The sequence below is a fragment of the Bacillus sp. AY3-1 genome, from assembly GCF_008368785.1.
Lineage (GTDB): Bacteria > Bacillota > Bacilli > Bacillales > Bacillaceae_G > Bacillus_A > Bacillus_A wiedmannii.
The window spans coordinates 1-20,670 of the sequence record NZ_QORZ01000025.1; the positions used below are offsets into that span (position 1 = coordinate 1).

General features: G+C 37.8%; 18 protein-coding genes, 1 rRNA gene and 1 riboswitch. Of the genes, 16 read left to right on the forward strand and 3 right to left on the reverse strand.

The genetic code is table 11. From position 1 onward, the window contains the following. The 13 genes from rrf to purD all read left to right on the forward strand — a co-directional run. Window positions 1-83, forward strand: a 5S ribosomal RNA gene (gene rrf / locus DN389_RS29355); the annotation flags it as partial. 490 nt (window positions 84-573) lie between these two features. Next, window positions 574-675: riboswitch (purine riboswitch) on the forward strand. Between the two features lie 110 nt (window positions 676-785). Continuing rightward, complete coding sequence (gene purE / locus DN389_RS23345; RefSeq protein ID WP_000839367.1) at window positions 786-1,271, forward strand: 5-(carboxyamino)imidazole ribonucleotide mutase; 486 nt, start codon at window positions 786-788, stop codon at window positions 1,269-1,271. Beyond that, on the forward strand, window positions 1,268-2,419 hold the full coding sequence (gene purK / locus DN389_RS23350; RefSeq protein WP_000196789.1) for a 5-(carboxyamino)imidazole ribonucleotide synthase: 1,152 nt from the start codon (window positions 1,268-1,270) through the stop codon (window positions 2,417-2,419). Before purE ends, purK begins: the two co-directional genes overlap by 4 nt. After that, window positions 2,416-3,723, forward strand: coding sequence for an adenylosuccinate lyase (gene purB, locus DN389_RS23355; RefSeq protein WP_000625686.1), 1,308 nt, complete (start codon window positions 2,416-2,418; stop codon window positions 3,721-3,723). The genes purK and purB overlap by 4 nt, the downstream gene beginning before the upstream one ends. 88 nt (window positions 3,724-3,811) lie before the next feature. Then, window positions 3,812-4,531 (forward strand): phosphoribosylaminoimidazolesuccinocarboxamide synthase, encoded by a 720-nt coding sequence (purC, locus tag DN389_RS23360; protein ID WP_001170543.1) that lies wholly within the window; start codon window positions 3,812-3,814, stop codon window positions 4,529-4,531. Beyond that, a complete protein-coding gene (gene purS / locus DN389_RS23365; RefSeq protein WP_000278821.1) occupies window positions 4,524-4,778 on the forward strand; it encodes a phosphoribosylformylglycinamidine synthase subunit PurS in 255 nt (84 codons plus the stop codon). The genes purC and purS overlap by 8 nt, the downstream gene beginning before the upstream one ends. Further along, window positions 4,775-5,458: a phosphoribosylformylglycinamidine synthase subunit PurQ gene (purQ, locus tag DN389_RS23370; protein WP_000666772.1), complete on the forward strand. Its 684-nt coding sequence runs from the start codon at window positions 4,775-4,777 to the stop codon at window positions 5,456-5,458. Before purS ends, purQ begins: the two co-directional genes overlap by 4 nt. After that, a complete protein-coding gene (gene purL / locus DN389_RS23375; protein WP_088080319.1) occupies window positions 5,442-7,661 on the forward strand; it encodes a phosphoribosylformylglycinamidine synthase II in 2,220 nt (739 codons plus the stop codon). Before purQ ends, purL begins: the two co-directional genes overlap by 17 nt. After that, on the forward strand, window positions 7,646-9,061 hold the full coding sequence (purF, locus tag DN389_RS23380) for an amidophosphoribosyltransferase (RefSeq protein WP_000879036.1): 1,416 nt from the start codon (window positions 7,646-7,648) through the stop codon (window positions 9,059-9,061). Before purL ends, purF begins: the two co-directional genes overlap by 16 nt. Window positions 9,062-9,162: 101 nt before the next feature. Continuing rightward, entirely contained in the window at window positions 9,163-10,203 is a 1,041-nt protein-coding gene (gene purM, locus DN389_RS23385; protein WP_098190599.1) for a phosphoribosylformylglycinamidine cyclo-ligase, read from the forward strand. Beyond that, entirely contained in the window at window positions 10,200-10,787 is a 588-nt protein-coding gene (gene purN / locus DN389_RS23390; protein WP_000088568.1) for a phosphoribosylglycinamide formyltransferase, read from the forward strand. Before purM ends, purN begins: the two co-directional genes overlap by 4 nt. Window positions 10,788-10,811: 24 nt before the next feature. Continuing rightward, the gene (purH, locus tag DN389_RS23395) at window positions 10,812-12,347 is read left to right on the forward strand and encodes a bifunctional phosphoribosylaminoimidazolecarboxamide formyltransferase/IMP cyclohydrolase (protein ID WP_000745431.1); all 1,536 of its coding nucleotides are present in this window, start codon (window positions 10,812-10,814) and stop codon (window positions 12,345-12,347) included. A 76-nt stretch (window positions 12,348-12,423) separates the two neighbouring features. Next, entirely contained in the window at window positions 12,424-13,695 is a 1,272-nt protein-coding gene (purD, locus tag DN389_RS23400; RefSeq protein WP_098190598.1) for a phosphoribosylamine--glycine ligase, read from the forward strand. A 36-nt stretch (window positions 13,696-13,731) separates the two neighbouring features. Here the strand turns inward: purD and DN389_RS23405 are convergent, their stop codons facing one another. From DN389_RS23405 to DN389_RS23415, 3 genes are all read right to left on the reverse strand, one after another. Continuing rightward, window positions 13,732-13,896, reverse strand: coding sequence for a type II toxin-antitoxin system antitoxin (locus tag DN389_RS23405; RefSeq protein ID WP_001085171.1), 165 nt, complete (start codon window positions 13,894-13,896; stop codon window positions 13,732-13,734). A gap of 16 nt (window positions 13,897-13,912) precedes the next feature. Beyond that, window positions 13,913-14,758, reverse strand: coding sequence for an SPFH domain-containing protein (locus DN389_RS23410; protein ID WP_000660687.1), 846 nt, complete (start codon window positions 14,756-14,758; stop codon window positions 13,913-13,915). A 219-nt stretch (window positions 14,759-14,977) separates the two neighbouring features. After that, on the reverse strand, window positions 14,978-15,355 hold the full coding sequence (locus DN389_RS23415) for a YgaP family membrane protein (RefSeq protein WP_000812334.1): 378 nt from the start codon (window positions 15,353-15,355) through the stop codon (window positions 14,978-14,980). A gap of 338 nt (window positions 15,356-15,693) precedes the next feature. Here DN389_RS23415 and pcrB point away from each other — a divergent pair, with 338 nt between their 5' ends. The 3 genes from pcrB to ligA are packed head-to-tail and all read left to right on the forward strand — an operon-like array spanning window position 15,694 to window position 20,670. Next, on the forward strand, window positions 15,694-16,383 hold the full coding sequence (gene pcrB, locus DN389_RS23420) for a heptaprenylglyceryl phosphate synthase (RefSeq protein WP_000272092.1): 690 nt from the start codon (window positions 15,694-15,696) through the stop codon (window positions 16,381-16,383). A gap of 12 nt (window positions 16,384-16,395) precedes the next feature. After that, window positions 16,396-18,645 (forward strand): DNA helicase PcrA, encoded by a 2,250-nt coding sequence (pcrA, locus tag DN389_RS23425; RefSeq protein ID WP_002108861.1) that lies wholly within the window; start codon window positions 16,396-16,398, stop codon window positions 18,643-18,645. Window positions 18,646-18,660: 15 nt separating this feature from the next. Then, on the forward strand, window positions 18,661-20,670 hold the full coding sequence (gene ligA / locus DN389_RS23430) for an NAD-dependent DNA ligase LigA (protein WP_000031461.1): 2,010 nt from the start codon (window positions 18,661-18,663) through the stop codon (window positions 20,668-20,670).

Sequence of the window (20,670 nt, forward strand, 5' to 3'; positions counted from 1 at the left end):
CCCATACCGAACACGGAAGTTAAGCTCTCTAGCGCCGATGGTAGTTGGGACCTTGTCCCTGTGAGAGTAGGACGTCGCCAAGCAAAAACCTAAGTCGATTCGACTTAGGTTTTTTTGTGTTTATTTTTATGTATCACCTGTTAAAATTCATAAATTTAGTAATCTTAAAGAATGAAAATGAGGCTATTTAAAGTACTAGCAATGATTTTTTATTTTCTAGGTTTTCCGAGTGTTCCTAAAATAATCTCTATGATAGGAAACATTATTTCTACCACAAGTATATATTTTAAAAAGTGGGATGATATAAATAAGTATTCAATCATTATTGTCTTCCTTATAAATATAATGAATATAAACGATATGCTTTATATTAAAGCATACGAAATAAGTATACAAACCGTTATGTGTACAATAGATCTCTAGAAATATATATTCTAATTTCTTATCCTTCTTGCATATAGTTACAATTATTCTTTTGAATATAACTAAAACACGAACGTTATTGGTAAGTAATAAAAAAACATTCGATTATTTGTTGACATTGTTTATGAAATATTGTTAATATAGCCATAGAAAGAATAATATATAAGACCTCATATAATCGCGGGGATATGGCCTGCAAGTCTCTACCTAACGACCGTTATTCGTTAGACTATGAGGGAAAGTCACTCGGTATTTTTCTATTCACAAGGGATACGTATGCCTGAGTAGAGCGCTTTCTCTCATAGTAAAAGAGAAACTGTTCTATTTCAGGCTTTTTTTATTTGAATCGGGGGGATTCTAATATGAAATCACTAGTTGGAGTCATAATGGGAAGCACGTCAGACTGGGAAACAATGAAATATGCTTGTGACATTTTAGATGAATTAAATATACCGTATGAGAAAAAAGTTGTATCTGCTCATCGGACTCCGGATTATATGTTTGAATATGCAGAGACGGCTCGTGAACGTGGGTTGAAAGTTATTATTGCTGGAGCTGGTGGCGCAGCGCATTTACCAGGAATGGTTGCAGCGAAAACGAATCTTCCTGTAATTGGAGTTCCAGTTCAATCAAAAGCGTTAAACGGCTTAGATTCATTATTATCCATCGTCCAAATGCCAGGAGGGGTTCCAGTTGCAACTGTTGCAATTGGTAAGGCTGGTTCAACAAATGCTGGTTTACTTGCTGCACAAATACTTGGATCATTCCATGATGATATACATGATGCATTAGAATTGAGAAGAGAAGCGATTGAAAAAGATGTGCGCGAAGGTAGTGAGCTAGTATGACGAGAATCATTTTACCTGGAAAAACAATCGGCATTATTGGAGGCGGCCAGCTAGGAAGAATGATGGCATTGGCAGCTAAGGAGATGGGATATAAAATTGCTGTTTTAGATCCTACAAAAAATTCACCATGTGCACAAGTTGCTGATATTGAAATTGTTGCACCATATGACGATTTAAAAGCAATTCAGCATTTAGCGGAGATTAGTGATGTTGTCACATATGAATTTGAGAATATTGATTATAGATGTTTACAATGGCTTGAAAAACATGCTTACTTACCGCAAGGCAGTCAGTTGTTAAGTAAAACACAAAATCGTTTTACAGAAAAGAATGCGATTGAGAAAGCTGGGCTACCAGTAGCAACGTATAGATTAGTTCAAAATCAAGATCAGCTTACTGAAGCAATTACTGAGTTATCATATCCTTCCGTCTTGAAAACGACGACAGGCGGATATGATGGGAAAGGTCAAGTTGTTTTAAGAAGTGAGGCTGACGTTGATAAAGCGCGAGAGCTTGCGAATGCAGCAGAGTGTATTTTAGAGAAATGGGTGCCTTTTGAAAAAGAAGTATCAGTTATTGTGATTCGTAGTGTAAGTGGTGAAACGAAAGTATTTCCGGTAGCGGAAAATATTCATGTAAATAACATTTTGCATGAATCTATCGTTCCAGCTCGCATTACAGAAAAACTTTCTCAAAAAGCAATTGCTTATGCAAAAGTGCTCGCGGATGAACTAGAACTTGTGGGAACACTAGCGGTAGAGATGTTTGCTACAGCTGATGGTGAGATTTATATTAATGAATTAGCACCAAGACCTCACAATTCAGGACACTATACACAGGATGCATGTGAAACGAGTCAATTCGGTCAACATATTCGAGCAATCTGTAATTTACCTCTTGGAGAAACAAATTTGTTAAAACCAGTTGTCATGGTAAACATTTTAGGCGAACATATAGAAGGGGTCCTAAGACAAGTGAATAGATTAACCGGGTGCTATTTACACTTGTATGGAAAAGAAGAAGCAAAAGCGCAGCGAAAAATGGGGCATGTTAATATTTTAAATGATAATATTGAAGTCGCTCTAGAAAAAGCAAAGAGTTTGCATATTTGGGACCATCAAGAACAACTGTTGGAGGGAAAAAGATGATTAGTCGTTATACACGCCCAGAAATGGGTGCAATTTGGACGGAAGAGAACAAATTTAAAGCGTGGTTAGAAGTTGAGATTTTAGCTTGTGAAGCATGGGCTGAGCTTGGCGATATTCCAAAAGAAGATGTTAAAAAAATTCGTGAGCATGCATCATTTGATATTGATCGTATTTATGAAATTGAAAAAGAGACACGTCATGACGTAGTTGCATTCACTCGTGCTGTATCAGAAACACCAACATTAGGTGAGGAACGTAAATGGGTTCATTACGGTTTAACATCTACAGACGTAGTAGATACAGCGTTATCTTACATCTTAAAACAAGCGAATGAAATCATATTAAAAGACTTAGAAAACTTTGTAAGCATTTTAGCTAACAAAGCGAAAGAGCATAAATACACGATCATGATGGGAAGAACACACGGTGTTCATGCAGAACCAACAACATTTGGTTTAAAACTTGGTCTTTGGTATGAAGAAATGAAACGTAACGTAGAGCGTTTCAAACAAGCTGCTGATACAGTTCGCGTTGGTAAATTATCTGGTGCGGTTGGTACATACGCAAATATCGATCCATTCGTAGAAAAGTATGTTTGTGAAAACTTAGGATTAGAAGCAGCACCAATTTCAACACAAACATTGCAACGTGATCGCCATGCTCATTACATGTCAACACTTGCACTAATCGCAACATCTATCGAAAAGATGGCAGTTGAGATTCGTGGTTTACAAAAGAGTGAAACACGTGAAGTTGAAGAAGCTTTCGCAAAAGGCCAAAAAGGTTCTTCTGCAATGCCACATAAACGTAATCCAATTGGATCAGAAAATATGACTGGTTTAGCTCGTGTTATCCGCGGTTATATGATGACAGCTTATGAGAATGTTCCATTATGGCATGAGCGTGATATTTCTCACTCTTCGGCAGAACGCGTAATTTTACCAGATGCTACAATCGCATTAAATTACATGCTAAATCGCTTTGGTAATATCGTTAAAAACTTAACTGTATACCCAGAGAATATGAAACGCAATATGACAAGAACATACGGCTTAATTTATTCTCAGCGTGTAATGCTTACATTAATCGACAAAGGTATGGTACGTGAAGAAGCTTATGATATCGTACAGCCTAAAGCGATGGAAGCTTGGGAAACACAAGTACAATTTAAAGAGCTTGTAGAAGCTGATGAGCGTATTACGAGCAAGTTATCACAAGAAGAAATTAATGAATGCTTCAACTATGAGCATCATATGCAACACGTTGATACAATCTTTGAACGCCTTGGGTTAAACGAAGCGTAAAATTTCATATGGCACAGAATAGAGTCATTCTGTGCCATTCTTTATAAAAACATTATTCACATTTTTCAAACTACAGGGGGCTTGCGAAATGCAAAAGCTAGAATTGCTGTATGAAGGTAAGGCAAAAAGAATTTATCGTACAGAATCAGCAGATATGGTTTGGGTAGAGTACAAAGATAGTGCGACTGCTTTCAATGGGGAGAAAAAAGAGACGATTACAGGAAAAGGTCGTTTGAACAATGAGATTACAACTTTATTGTTCAGAAAGTTACAAGAAGTAGGAATAAAAACACATTTTGTAGAGAAGTTATCTGAAACAGAGCAACTTGTTAAAAAAGTGAGTATTATTCCTCTAGAAGTTGTCACAAGAAATGTAATTGCAGGAAGTCTTTCAAAACGATTAGGAATGGAAGAGGGAACTGTACTTGCAGAACCAATCGTAGAATTTTACTTCAAAGATGATGATTTAGGAGATCCGCTTGTAACGGAAGATCATATTCGTGTATTAAACGTTGCATCACCAGAGCAAGTAAGCGTATTACGAGATATGGCTCTACAAATCAATCAAGTGTTGATTGATCATTTCGCAAGCTGTCGTGTAAGACTAGTAGATTTCAAATTAGAGTTTGGTGTAACAGATGAAGGAGAAATCATTTTAGCAGATGAAATTTCACCAGATACTTGCCGTTTATGGGATGAAACGAGCAATGAAAAATTTGATAAAGACGTATTCCGTCGTGACCTTGGAAATTTAACAGAAGCTTATGAAGAGATTTTAAAACGTTTAGGGGGAATTTCACATGTATAAAGTTAAGGTATATGTAACGTTAAGAGAAAGCGTATTAGATCCACAAGGAACAGCAGTAAAAGGGGCACTTCATAGTCTTTCGTTCACAGAAGTACAAGACGTTCGAATCGGAAAATATATGGAATTAACAATTGATAAATCAGTATCTGACCTTGACGCAAAGGTAAAAGAAATGTGTGAAAAACTATTAACAAACGTTGTAATGGAAGACTTCCGTTATGAAGTTGAGGAGGTTGTCGCACAGTGAAATTTGCAGTCATAGTATTCCCAGGTTCGAACTGTGATGTCGATATGTTCCATGCAATTAAAGATGAGCTTGGTGAAGAAGTAGATTACGTTTGGCACGATAGAGAGAATTTAGATGAATATGATGCAATTTTACTACCTGGTGGATTCTCTTACGGTGACTATTTACGTTGTGGTGCTATTTCTCGCTTTGCTAACGCAATGAAAGCAGTGCAAAAAGCTGCTGAGCAAGGAAAGCCGATTTTAGGTGTATGTAATGGATTCCAGATTCTTGTTGAATCAGGATTACTACCAGGAGCGTTAATGAGAAACGAAAACTTAAAATTTATGTGCCGAACAGTTCAGCTGCGTGTTGAAAATAATGAAACGATGTTTACATCACAATATGAAAAAGATGAAGTAATCAATATTCCAATCGCGCATGGTGAGGGGAATTACTATTGTGATGAAGAGACTCTTAAACAATTAGAAGAGAATAATCAAATCGCATTCCGTTACGTAGAAAATCCGAATGGAAGCGTTTCAGATATTGCTGGTATTGTAAATGAAAAAGGAAATGTACTTGGTATGATGCCACACCCAGAGCGTGCTGTAGATGAATTACTTGGCGGTGCTGAAGGGTTAAAAGTCTTTCAATCTATCTTAAAACAGTGGAGGGAAACATATGTCGTTAATGCTTGAGCCAAATCCAACACAAATTAAAGAAGAGCGCATATATGCGGAAATGGGGCTAACAGACGAAGAGTTTGCCATGGTTGAAAAGATTTTAGGCCGTCTGCCAAATTATACAGAAACAGGATTATTCTCTGTTATGTGGTCTGAACATTGCAGTTATAAAAATTCAAAACCAGTACTTCGAAAATTCCCAACAACAGGTGAGCGCGTTCTGCAAGGACCTGGGGAAGGTGCTGGAATTGTAGATATCGGTGATAATCAAGCGGTTGTATTTAAAATGGAAAGTCATAACCATCCTTCTGCTATTGAACCATATCAAGGAGCAGCAACAGGCGTTGGTGGTATTATCCGTGACGTATTCTCTATGGGAGCACGCCCGGTAGCTCTATTAAACTCACTTCGCTTCGGTGAATTACAGTCACCACGTGTGAAATATTTATTCGAAGAAGTAGTGGCAGGGATTGCAGGATACGGTAACTGTATCGGCATTCCGACTGTTGGTGGCGAAGTACAGTTTGATCCATGTTATGAAGGAAATCCACTTGTAAATGCAATGTGCGTAGGCTTAATTAATCATGAAGATATTAAAAAGGGGCAAGCGCACGGTGCTGGAAATACAGTAATGTACGTAGGGGCATCAACTGGTCGTGACGGTATTCACGGTGCAACATTCGCATCTGAAGAGTTATCTGAAAGCTCAGAAGCGAAGCGTCCAGCAGTTCAAGTAGGAGATCCATTTATGGAGAAACTTCTTATTGAAGCTTGCTTAGAACTTATTCAGTCGGATGCACTTGTTGGAATTCAAGATATGGGTGCAGCTGGTTTAACATCATCTTCTGCAGAAATGGCAAGTAAAGCAGGTATGGGTATTGAAATGTACTTAGATGATGTACCACAGCGTGAAACAGGAATGACACCATATGAAATGATGCTATCTGAATCACAAGAACGTATGCTAATCGTTGTGAAAAAGGGTAGAGAGCAAGAAATAGTAGATTTATTTGAGAAGTATGGTCTTGCAGCCGTTACGATGGGGAAAGTAACGGAAGACAAAATGCTTCGCTTATTCCATAAAGGTGAAAAGGTAGCTGAAGTTCCAGCAGATGCTCTTGCAGAAGAAGCACCAATTTATCATAAGCCATCAAAAGAAGCAGCATACTTTGCTGAATTCCAGGCAATGAAAATGGAAACACCAAAAGTAGAAAATTATAAAGAAACGTTATTCGCTCTATTACAACAACCGACGATTGCAAGTAAAGAGTGGGTTTATGATCAATATGATTATCAAGTTCGCACAAGCACAGTTGTTACACCAGGTTCAGATGCAGCAGTTGTACGTGTACGCGGTACAGAAAAAGGATTAGCAATGACGACAGATTGTAACTCTCGCTACATTTATTTAGATCCAGAAGTGGGCGGTAAAATTGCAGTAGCAGAGGCAGCACGTAATATCGTATGTTCTGGGGGAGAGCCACTTGCAATTACAGATTGCTTAAACTTCGGTAATCCAGAAAAACCAGAAATCTTCTGGCAAATTGAGAAATCAGTAGATGGTATGAGTGAAGCTTGTCGTACATTACAAACGCCAGTTATCGGCGGAAACGTATCAATGTATAACGAACGTAGTGGTGAAGCTGTATATCCAACACCGACAGTTGGGATGGTTGGACTTGTACACGATTTAAAACATGTAACAACACAAGAGTTCAAGCAAGCTGGCGATTTAGTTTATGTAATTGGAGAGACGAAAGCTGAGTTTGGTGGAAGTGAATTACAGAAAATGATTCACGGCAAAATTTTCGGTCAATCACCAAGCATCGATCTAGATGTAGAATTAAAGCGCCAAAAACAAGTATTAGAAGCAATTCAAGCTGGCCTTGTTCAATCTGCTCATGATGTTGCAGAAGGTGGTTTAGCAGTTGCAATTACTGAAAGTGCAATTGGTGCAAAAGGTTTAGGTGCTACTGTGAAATTAGACGGAGAAGCAACAACGGCATTATTTGCTGAATCACAATCTCGCTTCGTTATAACTGTAAAACGTGAAAATAAAGAAGCGTTCGAGACGGCGGTAGAAGCAATTCAAGTTGGAGAAGTGACAAATACAAATGAAGTAACAATTCATAATGAAGAAAATGAAGTATTACTTACAGCAAATGTAGATGAAATGAGAAAGGCTTGGAAAGGGGCAATCCCATGCTTGCTGAAATAAAGGGGTTAAATGAAGAATGTGGCGTTTTCGGAATTTGGGGGCATGAAAATGCAGCACAAGTTTCGTACTACGGATTGCATAGTTTACAGCACCGTGGACAAGAAGGCGCAGGCATCGTCGTAAATAATGGTGAGAAAATCGTCGGTCACAAGGGGTTAGGTTTAATATCGGAAGTATTTTCAAGAGGTGAACTAGAAGGCTTAAACGGAAAATCAGCAATTGGACATGTACGATATGCGACAGCTGGTGGAAGTGAAGTTGCTAACGTTCAACCATTATTATTCCGTTTTTCTGATCATAGTATGGCGTTAGCTCATAACGGAAATTTAATTAACGCAAAGATGCTTCGTCGTGAATTAGAGGCAGAGGGAAGTATTTTCCAAACAAGTTCAGATACAGAGGTACTTTTACATCTCATTAAACGTAGTACGAAAGATACTTTAATTGAAAGTGTAAAAGAGGCCCTAAATAAAGTGAAAGGTGCGTTTGCATATCTTTTACTAACTGGAAATGAAATGATCGTTGCGCTAGATCCGAATGGATTCCGCCCTCTTTCAATTGGAAAGATGGGAGATGCTTACGTTGTAGCATCAGAAACATGTGCTTTTGATGTAGTAGGTGCAACATACATTCGTGATGTAGAACCAGGTGAATTACTTATCATCAATGATGAAGGAATTCATGTAGATCGTTTTACAAATGAAGTAGATCATGCAATTTGTAGTATGGAGTACATTTACTTTGCACGTCCGGATTCTAATATTGCAGGTATTAACGTCCATGCAGCACGTAAAAACATGGGAAAACGTTTGGCGGCAGAAGCTCCTATTGAAGCTGATGTTGTTACTGGTGTACCAGACTCTAGTATTTCAGCGGCAATTGGTTATGCGGAGGCGACAGGAATTCCATATGAGTTAGGATTAATTAAAAATCGTTACGTTGGACGTACGTTTATTCAACCCTCTCAAGAACTGCGTGAGCAAGGGGTTAAGATGAAGCTTTCAGCAGTAAGAGGCGTAGTTGAAGGAAAACGAGTTGTGATGATTGACGATTCTATCGTAAGAGGAACGACGAGTAAACGAATTGTTCGTATGCTTCGCGAGGCTGGAGCGACAGAAGTCCATGTAAGAATTGCTTCACCACCTCTTAAGTATCCATGTTTCTATGGCATTGATATTCAAACGAGAAAAGAATTAATCGCAGCAAATAATTCAATAGAAGAAATCCGTCAAATCATCGGAGCAGATTCTTTAACATTTTTAAGTGAAGATGGATTAGTAGATGCAATTGGACGTCCATATGAAGGGAAATACGGCGGTCTATGTATGGCGTACTTCAATGGAGATTATCCGACAGCTCTTTATGATTATGAGCAAGAGCTTTTAGAAAGTATGAAATAAGAAGAAAAAAGCTTCTACTTCTTTTGATGTAGAAGCTAGCTTCTTTCTTAAAACGGCCAGCCCTGGATAGGGAGAAATTAAAAGACGAGGTGTAAATAACGATGGCGAATGCATATAAGCAAGCAGGAGTAGATATTGAAGCTGGATATGAAGCGGTATCTCGCATGAAAAAACACGTACAAACAACAATGAGAAAAGAAGTACTAGGCGGTCTAGGCGGTTTTGGAGGTATGTTTGATCTATCAAAATTTGCATTAGAAGAACCTGTATTAGTATCTGGAACAGATGGCGTGGGAACGAAATTGATGCTCGCTTTTATGGCAGATAAACATGACACAATAGGTATTGATGCAGTAGCAATGTGTGTAAATGATATTGTTGTCCAAGGAGCAGAGCCGCTTTTCTTCCTTGATTATATTGCTTGTGGTAAAGCTGAACCTAGTAAAATTGAAAACATCGTCAAAGGTATATCAGAGGGCTGTCGCCAAGCTGGTTGTGCATTAATTGGTGGAGAAACAGCTGAAATGCCAGGAATGTATTCTACGGAAGAATACGATTTAGCTGGTTTTACAGTTGGAATTGTTGATAAAAAGAAAATTGTAACAGGTGAAAAAATTGAAGCTGGTCAAGTATTAATTGGCTTAGCATCTAGCGGTATTCATAGTAATGGTTATTCTTTAGTACGAAAAGTATTACTAGAAGATGGAGAACTATCTTTAGATCGCATTTACGGACGCTTAGAACTACCTCTTGGTGAAGAATTATTAAAACCAACGAAAATTTATGTCAAACCTATTTTAGAACTATTGAAGAAATATGAAGTATACGGTATGGCGCATATTACAGGTGGCGGATTCATTGAAAATATTCCACGTATGTTACCAGAAGGAATCGGTGCAGAAATTGAATTAGGATCTTGGAAAATTCAACCGATCTTCAGTTTACTTCAAGAAGTGGGAAAACTAGAAGAGAAAGAAATGTTCAATATTTTTAACATGGGTATTGGTATGGTAGTAGCAGTGAAGGAAGAAGAGGCAAAAGATATTGTTCGTCTTCTTGAAGAGCAAGGAGAAACAGCTCGTATTATTGGACGTACTTTACAAGGGACTGGCGTTACCTTCAATGGGGGCAAAGCACTATGAGTAGATTAGCAGTTTTTGCTTCTGGAAGCGGCTCTAACTTTCAATCTCTCATCAATGCGGTGGAAGAAAATAGATTAGACGCAGATATTAGTTTATTAGTATGTGATAAACCAGAAGCACGTGCTGTTGGACGGGCACATTATCATCATATTCCATGTTTCGCTTTTTCAGCGAAAGCATATGAGTCAAAAGAAGCATTTGAAAAAGAAATATTAAAGAAGCTAGAAGAGTATGAAATTGATTATGTTATTTTAGCTGGATATATGCGTTTAATTGGACCGACTCTACTAGAAGCTTACGGCGGGAGGATTATTAATATTCATCCATCGCTATTACCGAGTTTTCCAGGGAAAGATGCTGTTGGTCAAGCGTTAGAAGCAGGTGTGAAAGTAACTGGAGTAACGATTCATTATGTAGATGCAGGTATGGATACAGGGCCAATTATTGCGCAAGAAGCAGTGGTTGTTTCTGAAGGGGATACGAGGGAAAGCTTACAAAAGAAAATTCAACAAGTTGAACATAAATTATACGTAAATACAGTGAATCAAATTGTTCAATCTGTGAAAGAACCAACTGTTAACTAACATACAACCAGGGGTGAAGGATAAATGAAAAAGCGTGCATTAGTAAGTGTTTCAGATAAAACAGGAGTAGTAGAATTTGTTAAAGGTTTACTAGAACAAGGGATCGAAGTTATCTCAACAGGTGGTACGAAAAAATTACTAGAAGAAAATGGCTTACAAGTAATTGGTATTTCTGAAGTAACTGGGTTCCCGGAAATTATGGATGGCCGCGTAAAAACATTACATCCAAACATTCATGGTGGTCTATTAGCAGTTCGCGATAATGAAACGCATGTAGCGCAAATGAATGAGTTAGGTATGCAGCCAATTGATTTTGTTGTTGTTAACTTATACCCATTCAAAGAAACAATCGCTAAGCCTGATGTAACATTTGCTGATGCAATTGAAAATATTGATATCGGTGGTCCAACAATGATTCGCTCTGCTGCGAAAAATCATAAATTTGTATCGGTAATTGTAGATCCAGTAGATTACGATGTTGTATTAGCAGAACTGAAAGAGAACGGTGAAGTAAAAGAAGAAACGAAACGTAAATTAGCAGCGAAAGTATTCCGTCATACAGCGGCATATGATGCGTTAATCTCTAACTACTTAACAGAGCAAATGGGTGAAGAAAGCCCAGAAACATTAACAGTGACATTTGAGAAAAAACAAGATTTACGCTATGGAGAAAATCCACATCAAAAAGCAACATTCTATAAAGCACCATTCGCTGTAACTTCTTCTGTTGCATACGCAGAACAATTACACGGTAAAGAATTATCTTACAACAATATTAACGATGCAGATGCAGCACTTAGTATTGTAAAAGAATTTACAGAGCCAGCAGTAGTAGCAGTAAAACATATGAATCCATGTGGTGTTGGAGTGGGTACTGATATTCATGAAGCATACACACGCGCTTATGAAGCAGATCCAGTATCAATCTTTGGTGGAATTATTGCAGCAAATCGTGAAATTGATAAAGCTACAGCAGAAAAGTTACACGAAATTTTCTTAGAAATCATTATTGCACCTTCTTTCTCAAAAGAAGCTTTAGAAGTATTGCAAAGTAAGAAAAACTTACGTCTACTAACTGTAAATATTGAAAAAGCGACAAGTGCAAGCAAAAAACTAACTTCTGTACAAGGTGGTCTTCTCGTTCAAGAGGAAGATACGTTATCATTAGATGAAAGTACAATTTCAATTCCGACAAAACGTGAACCATCAGAGCAAGAGTGGAAAGATTTAAAACTAGCTTGGAAAGTTGTAAAACATGTGAAATCAAACGCAATTGTTTTAGCGAATGATAACATGACAGTTGGTGTAGGTGCAGGACAGATGAATCGTGTAGGTTCTGCAAAAATCGCAATTACACAAGCTAGTGAAAAAGCACAAGGTAGCGCACTTGCATCTGATGCTTTCTTCCCAATGCCAGATACAGTAGAAGAAGCAGCAAAAGCAGGGATTACAGCAATCATTCAACCAGGCGGATCAATCCGTGACGAAGATTCTATTAAAGTGGCAGATAAGTATGGGATTACGATGGTGTTCACTGGCGTACGTCATTTCAAACACTAATAGAGTAATTGTAGAAAAAAACAAACTAGGAGCAGAGCTTCTAGTTTGTACTTATTTAATTATTGGGGGATGAAATATGAATGTTTTAGTAATTGGCCGCGGTGGGCGTGAGCATGCTTTAGCTTGGAAGTTTGCGCAATCTGAAAAGGTGGAAAAGGTATATGTAGCACCGGGTAATGAAGGTATGCGCGATGTTGCAATACCAGTTGATATTGATGAAAATGATTTTGACGCATTAGTTTTATTTGCTAAAGAGAATAATGTTGGATTAACTTTCGTTGGACCAGAAATTCCGCTTATGAATGGAATTGTTGATCGCTTTAAAGAAGAGGGACTTCGTGTGTTTGGCCCAAATAAAGCGGCTGCTGTTATTGAAGGTAGTAAGGCTTTTACGAAAGAATTGATGAAAAAATATGATATTCCAACTGCGGCATATGAAACTTTTACAGACTATGAAGAAGCAGTACAGTATATTCAAAAAGTTGGTGCGCCAATCGTTATTAAAGCTGACGGCCTAGCTGCTGGTAAAGGTGTAACGGTAGCAATGACGCTTGAAGAGGCATTACAAGCTGTGAAAGAAATGCTACAAGATGTGAAGTTCGGCGAAGCGAGCAAGAAGGTCGTTATTGAAGAGTTTTTAGATGGACAAGAATTTTCATTAATGGCATTTGTAAATGGAACAACTGTGCATCCGATGGTAATTGCGCAAGATCATAAACGAGCTTTTGATGGTGATAAAGGTCCAAATACAGGCGGAATGGGTGCGTATTCTCCAGTACCACAAATTCCGGAATCAGCAGTTCAAGAGGCGATAAAAACAGTATTACATCCAACTGCTAAAGCGATGATTGCAGAAAATCGATCGTTTACAGGGATTTTATATGCGGGACTTATTTTAACAAATGATGGCCCAAAGGTAATTGAATTTAATGCACGCTTTGGTGATCCTGAAACGGAAGTAGTATTACCTCGCTTAGAAAATGATTTAGTTGATGTATGTAACGCTGTATTAGATGAAAGTGAATTAACGTTACAGTGGTCAGAGGAAGCGGTAATTGGTGTTGTACTTGCTTCGAAAGGATATCCGGAAGCATATAAAAAAGGTGACATTATTAAAGGATTAGATGCACTGAAAGATGTAATTGTTTTCCATTCAGGTACAGCGATGAAGCACGGTGACTTTGTAACAAATGGTGGCCGTGTACTATTTGTTGCTTGCAAGGCGAATAGTTTACAAGAAGCGAAAGACAAAGTATATAAAGAAATCGGTAAAATTGAGAGTGATGGCCTATTTTACCGAAGTGATATAGGATATCGTGCAATTGGGCATGAGATGACGAGAAGCTAATATGTAAAAATCCCGCTGATTTCTCAGCGGGATTTTTTATGCGTCTTTATCTTTTTTCAATTTTCCTTTTTGCTTTGCCATTTCTCGAAGTAAATACTCGATGTGTGCATTGACGCTACGAAACTCATCATTCGCCCATTTTTCGATGACTGCGTGTAATTCAGGATCAATACGTAATGGAAAGCTTTTCTTTTTAGCCATAATGATTTACAACCTTTTAATATAGACTTCCTGTATTAATAACTGGTTGCGCACCTTTATCTGAAACGATGGCAACTAATAAGTTGTTCACCATATTTGCTTTACGCTCGTCATCTAATTCAAGTACGCCTTCCTCATCTAACATATGGATTGAATCTTTCGCCATCTTCACAGCACCTTCAACAATCTCTTTTCTAGCAGCTAATACTGCTTTTGCTTGTTGACGTTGTAGCATTGCATGGGCAATTTCTGTTGCGTAAGCTAAATGTGTTAAACGAGTTTCTAATACTTCTACGCCAGCGATTTCAAGGCGCGCTTCTAACTCACGTTTTAATTCTTCAGAGATTTCTTCAGTGTTTCCGCGTAACGTGATGCAAGTTTCATCTTGGAAATTGTCATAAGGATATTTTGTTGCGACGTGGCGGATTGCTGTTTCACTTTGAATTTCTACAAATCGATCGTAATGTTCAACACCGAACATTGCTTTTGCAGAATCAACAACTTTATATACGATAACGGCTGCAATTTCAATTGGATTTCCCTCAACATCGTTGACTTTTAACTTCTTACTATTAAAGTTTTCAACACGTAACGATACAGTTTGACGGAATGCGAATGGAATTGTTAAAAATAAACCGTTTTGACGAATTGTTCCTAAATAATTACCGAAAAACGTAATGACTTTTGCTTGGTTTGGTTGAACAATACCAATACCTGTAGCAAGAACTGCGGCTAAAATAATAGTTAATGCCGCTCCTATGAAAATTTCTTGTACAAGGAAAAATACACCGATAGCGGCTAAAATTAAAATCCCGATAATACCGAGAAAACCATTTACATAAAAAACTTGTTTTTCTTTCATATGATCGCCTCCTGATATATAAATGATATCACTTTTATATCATTTTATGCAAGGGCTTTACACCTAATTTTCTGAAATTAATGATTAAGTATCTCTTATGTATATTTTGAAGTTTGAAACGAGAATGTACGTTCTGTTTTATGGTAAAATAAAGAAGACTTAACCGCCCACTGCAGCAGCTAAGTCCCTTTGAGAGCATCTTGCATCGTGACAAATGATTCAAAGCGGTTTTGCCAGGATTATATCTTCAATCGCTGACTCAATCTCTTTGTCAGAAGTGTCATAACTTCCATTTGACTTTGGCTTGTCGTGATTGGAAGTTTGGTTCACTTCTTCTTTAGCATGTCCCTTTTCAGCGACATTCATGCTAGGCATTTTAAATGCCCCCATATTCATGTATTTTCCGAATTTCCACATTTCAACAACAGGGCAGAAACGAACAATTCCCTCTGCAATTTTCATTGCACCAATCCATAGCAAGACGTTAGACCAAGTGCACCACGGCTTGCGTACAAGTTTAGCGCTACTACAGCCGAAGAGGATAAGTCCGAGCGTAATTCGAATTAGGGCATTTATTGTACCGATGTTTTGCTTCATTAGAAAAACACTCCTTTTTATGAAAGTTGAAATAGATAATACTATTTCTCTTATTAGTATCCCTTGTGATTTTTGGGATATGTAATCCAACATTTGACGTTGAAAAAGATGTTGGAATGTGCGTGTGTGTAAGTAGCTTTTTTTGTTATAATGAAAGAATGCACAAAAGGAAATTCAAAGTTAAATCCTCTCGTTTGAAAAACTATGGAAGAGGGAATTCCAAACTTAATTCTCCGTTTTAAACAAATATTTAAGATGAAGTTAAAAAAATCCTGATGAAAATAAACTGTTATTTTGAACAGAAATATATATAACTAGAGAAAAGAAAGGGTGTTTTCATGTACGATATTTCCGGGTGGAAACATGTATTTAAGCTTGATCCAAATAAGGAGTTAAGTGACGAACATTTAGAAATGATTTGTGAGTCTGGAACAGATGCTGTTATTGTAGGCGGAAGTGATGGAGTTACAATTGATAATGTATTACACATGCTAGTTAGCATTCGTAGATATGCAGTTCCTTGTGTGTTAGAGGTTTCTGATGTGGAAGCAATTACACCAGGATTTGATTTTTATTATATCCCAAGCGTTTTAAATAGCCGAAAGGTAGAATGGGTAACAGGTGTTCATCATGAGGCTTTGAAAGAATTTGGGGATATTATGGACTGGGACGAAATTTTCATGGAAGGGTATTGTGTTTTAAATCCGGAAGCGAAAGTAGCTCAGCTTACAGATGCGAAATGTGATGTAACAGAAGATGATGTAATTGCATACGCGCGTTTAGCAGACAAGCTATTACGTTTACCGATATTTTATTTAGAATATAGCGGTACGTATGGAGACGTTGAACTTGTTAAAAATGTAAAAGCAGAATTAAAACAAGCGAAGTTATATTATGGCGGCGGTATTTCTAATGCTGAACAAGCGAAGGAAATGGCACAATACGCTGATACAGTAGTTGTTGGAAATATTATTTATGATGATATAAAATCCGCGTTAAAAACAGTTAAAGCAGTAAAAGGAGAGTAGGTGCAGGCGTATATGAGTAAGACAGATAAGTTATTAAATGGTTTAAATCCGCAGCAACAAAAAGCAGTACAAACAACGAACGGACCACTTCTATTAATGGCAGGTGCAGGTAGTGGTAAAACACGTGTGTTAACACATCGTATTGCGTATTTACTTGGTGAAAAAGGTGTAGCGCCATGGAATGTACTAGCTATTACCTTTACAAATAAAGCGGCTCGTGAAATGCGCGAGCGTATTGATACACTTGTCGGACCAGAAGCAGAAGATATTTGGATTTCTACGTTCCACTCTATGTGTGTACGTATTTTACGACGTGATATCGATCGTATTGGTATTAATCGTAACTTTACAATCTTAGATTCAGGCGATCAGTTAACTGTAGTCAAAAAAATTATGAAAGAGCGCAATATTGATCCGAAGAAATTTGAGCCACGCTCTATTTTAGCTGGTATTAGTAATGCGAAAAATGAATTGTTATCTGCAGATAAATATGCGAAAAAAATTACAATCGCTGATCCATATGAAAAATTAACGAGCGATGTATATACAGAATATCAAAAACGTCTTCTGAAAAATAACTCATTAGACTTTGATGATTTAATTATGACAACGATTCAGCTATTTGAACGTGTTCCAGAAGTACTAGAGTTTTATCAGCGTAAGTTCCAATATATTCACGTGGATGAGTATCAAGATACGAATAAAGCACAGTACCTTCTTGTAAAACATTTAGCAGCACGTTTTAAAAATTTATGTGTTGTAGGTGACTCAGATCAGTCTATTTACCGCTGGCGCGGGGCTGACATTTCTAACATTTTGTCATTCGAAAAAGACTATGAGAATGCGCAAGTTATTCTGTTAGAACAAAACTATCGTTCGTCACAAAATATTTTAAATGCAGCAAATGCTGTTATTGAAAAAAATTCAAACCGTAAACCGAAAAAATTATGGACAGACAATCAAGTTGGAAGCAAAATCTCATATTACCGTGCTGCGACGGAAAAAGACGAAGCATATTTTGTTGCGAAAAAAATTCGTGACGATATTCAAATGGGAAAAAGAAAATATACTGATTTTGCAGTGTTATATCGTACAAATGCCCAGTCTCGTATGGTCGAGGAGATTTTCCTGAAATCTAATATTCCTTACAAAATTGTCGGCGGTACGAAGTTCTACGATCGTAAAGAGATTAAAGATATTTTGGCGTATTTACGTTTAATTGGGAATCCAGATGATGAGATTAGTTTCGCACGTATTATTAACATGCCAAAGCGCGGAATTGGTGCGACTTCTATCGATAAAATTATTAATTACGGTGTACAAAATGGAATTTCATTGACTGCTGTATTCGATGAGATTGAGCATGTTGGAGTAAGTGCAAAAATTACAAAGGCAGTAAAAGAATTCGCAGGTTTATTACACAACTGGGTAAATATGCAAGAGTATTTATCTGTTACAGAATTGGTAGAAGAAGTTATTGAAAAAACAGGCTATCGCGATATGTTGAAAAACGAGCGTACTTTAGAAGCAGAAGGTCGTTTAGAGAACTTAGATGAGTTTTTATCTGTTACGCAAACATTTGAATCTCAAAGCGAAGATAAGAGTCTTGTTGCATTCTTAACAGACTTAGCGCTTGTTGCTGATATTGATCGTGTCGATGAAGATCCAACTGCTGGTGAGGAAGTTATTTTAATGACGATGCACTCAGCGAAAGGATTAGAATTCCCAGTTGTCTTTATTGTTGGTTTAGAGGAAGGAATATTCCCGCATACTCGTTCTCTAATGGAAGAAGATGAAATGCAGGAAGAGCGTCGCCTTGCTTATGTAGGTATTACTCGTGCAGAAGAAGAGTTATATTTATCTAACGCACAAATGCGTACTTTATTTGGTAGAACAAGTATGAACGCTGCCTCTCGATTTATTACAGAAATTCCGGCAGAGCTAGTAGAATCGTTAAATGAAACAGCGCCAAAGCGTGAAACTTCGTTTGGTGCAAAAGGAAGAACGACAAGTACAAGTAGAATGACAACTACAACCACAACACGCTCTCGTTCAGCTTTCGCGCGTCCTGCAGCTAAGACGACAGGTGGCGAGCAAATTGGCTGGGCAGTAGGCGATAAAGCTTCCCACCAAAAATGGGGAGTCGGTACAGTTGTCAGTGTAAAAGGTGAAGGTGATGCAAAAGAATTAGATATTGCGTTCCCAAGCCCGATTGGTGTTAAACGTTTGTTAGCAAAATTTGCACCTGTGACGAAACAATAGGAAAGGAATGAGGGTATGTCAAAAGAGATAGCAAAACAACGTATAGAAGAACTGCGTGATTTGTTAAATACATTTAACTATCAGTATCACGTATTAGACAATCCTTCTGTTTCTGATGCGGAGTATGACCGTAATATGCAGGAGCTTATAAAATTAGAAGCAGAGAATCCAGAGTTTATGAGTGAAGACTCCCCCTCCATTCGCGTTGGGGGAACGGTTCTTGATATATTTGAAAAAGTAACACATAAGTCACCGATGTTAAGTTTAGGAAATGCATTTAACGAAGGAGATTTACGTGATTTCGACCGACGAGTACGCCAAGGAATTGATGATGCGAATGTAAGATATATATGCGAATTAAAAATTGACGGACTTGCTGTTTCACTTCATTATGAAAAAGGACGCTTCATTCAAGGGGCAACGCGTGGTGATGGTGTAACAGGGGAAGATATTACCCAAAATTTAAAAACAATTAAAGCGATCCCGCTCCGTTTAAATGAAGAAGTAACGTTAGAAGCACGAGGCGAAGCTTATATGCCGAAGCGTTCATTCGTTAAGTTAAATGAAGAAAAAGAGCAAAATGGTGAAGATGTATTTGCGAATCCGCGTAATGCGGCAGCAGGTTCAATACGCCAACTTGATCCCAAAATTGCAGCGAAACGTAACTTATCTATGTTTGTGTACGGTCTTGCGAATGTAGAAGAAAAAACAATTCCATCACATAGTGAATCGCTTGATTTCTTAGGTGAACTTGGATTCAAAACAAATCCAAATCGTCGTACATGTGAAACAATCGAAGAAGTTATAGCTTATGTAGAAGAATGGCAAGAAAAACGTCCGCATCTTGATTACGAGATCGATGGAATCGTTATAAAAGTAGATGATGTTGCTCTTCAAGAAAGTTTAGGAACTACAGCAAAGAGTCCAAGATGGGCGATTGCTTATAAATTCCCGGCTGAAGAAGTTGTAACAAGATTAACAGGCATTGAATTAAGTGTTGGTCGCACAGGGGTTGTAACACCGACTGCAGAGCTAGAGGCAGTGCGAGTGGCTGGTACTATCGTTCGTCGTGCCTCTTTACATAACGAAGATTTAATTCGTGAAAAAGACATTCGAATTGGTGACTATGTTGTTGTGAAGAAGGCCGGAGATATTATTCCTGAAGTTGTGAACGTTATTTTTGATAAGCGTACTGGTGAGGAAGAAGAATATCATATGCCAACGCATTGCCCAGCATGTGAGAGTGAACTAGTTCGTTTAGAAGAAGAGGTAGCACTTCGCTGTATAAATCCAACCTGTCCGGCTCAAATTCGAGAAGGATTAATCCATTTCGTTTCAAGAAATGCAATGAATATTGATGGACTTGGAGAACGTGTCATTACACAACTCTTTGATGCTGATTATATTCGTACATTCGCTGATTTATATTCGTTGACGAAAGAGCAATTATTACAGCTAGAACGATTCGGTGAAAAATCAGCAACGAATTTAGTACAAGCAATTGAGAATTCTAAGGACAACTCATTAGAACGATTATTATTTGGTCTTGGTATTCGCCATGTTGGAGCGAAAGCAGCACGTACATTTGCAGAGCATTTCGAAACGATGGATGCGCTTGTGAAAGCAACGGAAGAAGAACTAAAAGCAATTAATGAAATTGGTGAAAAAATGGCTCAATCCGTCGTGACGTATTTTGATAATGAAGACGTATTAGAGCTATTACAACAATTTAAAGAGTATGGCGTGAATATGGCATACAAAGGCATAAAAATTGCTGATTTACAAAATGTTGAGTCGTACTTCGCAGGAAAAACTGTCGTTTTAACAGGGAAATTAGAAGTTATGGGACGTAGTGAAGCGAAGAAAAAGATTGAGGCATTAGGTGGAAAAGTAACAGGAAGTGTTAGTAAAAGTACGGATTTAGTTGTTGCAGGTGAAGCAGCAGGTTCGAAATTAGCACAAGCAGAGAAGCATAATGTTGAGGTTTGGAATGAAGAGAGGTTCTTACAAGAGCTAAATAAGTAA

Coding starts and splice junctions, on each gene's coding strand:
- purH (WP_000745431.1), top strand. CDS start 10,812: ATGAAAAAGCGTGCATTAGTAAGTGTTTCAGATAAAACAGGAGTAGTA.
- purL (WP_088080319.1), top strand. CDS start 5,442: ATGTCGTTAATGCTTGAGCCAAATCCAACACAAATTAAAGAAGAGCGC.
- purN (WP_000088568.1), top strand. CDS start 10,200: ATGAGTAGATTAGCAGTTTTTGCTTCTGGAAGCGGCTCTAACTTTCAA.
- purC (WP_001170543.1), top strand. CDS start 3,812: ATGCAAAAGCTAGAATTGCTGTATGAAGGTAAGGCAAAAAGAATTTAT.
- purF (WP_000879036.1), top strand. CDS start 7,646: ATGCTTGCTGAAATAAAGGGGTTAAATGAAGAATGTGGCGTTTTCGGA.
- purB (WP_000625686.1), top strand. CDS start 2,416: ATGATTAGTCGTTATACACGCCCAGAAATGGGTGCAATTTGGACGGAA.
- purE (WP_000839367.1), top strand. CDS start 786: ATGAAATCACTAGTTGGAGTCATAATGGGAAGCACGTCAGACTGGGAA.
- purK (WP_000196789.1), top strand. CDS start 1,268: ATGACGAGAATCATTTTACCTGGAAAAACAATCGGCATTATTGGAGGC.
- pcrB (WP_000272092.1), top strand. CDS start 15,694: ATGTACGATATTTCCGGGTGGAAACATGTATTTAAGCTTGATCCAAAT.
- ligA (WP_000031461.1), top strand. CDS start 18,661: ATGTCAAAAGAGATAGCAAAACAACGTATAGAAGAACTGCGTGATTTG.
- DN389_RS23415 (WP_000812334.1), bottom strand. CDS start 15,355: ATGAAGCAAAACATCGGTACAATAAATGCCCTAATTCGAATTACGCTC.
- DN389_RS23410 (WP_000660687.1), bottom strand. CDS start 14,758: ATGAAAGAAAAACAAGTTTTTTATGTAAATGGTTTTCTCGGTATTATC.
- purM (WP_098190599.1), top strand. CDS start 9,163: ATGGCGAATGCATATAAGCAAGCAGGAGTAGATATTGAAGCTGGATAT.
- pcrA (WP_002108861.1), top strand. CDS start 16,396: ATGAGTAAGACAGATAAGTTATTAAATGGTTTAAATCCGCAGCAACAA.
- purD (WP_098190598.1), top strand. CDS start 12,424: ATGAATGTTTTAGTAATTGGCCGCGGTGGGCGTGAGCATGCTTTAGCT.
- purS (WP_000278821.1), top strand. CDS start 4,524: ATGTATAAAGTTAAGGTATATGTAACGTTAAGAGAAAGCGTATTAGAT.
- DN389_RS23405 (WP_001085171.1), bottom strand. CDS start 13,896: ATGGCTAAAAAGAAAAGCTTTCCATTACGTATTGATCCTGAATTACAC.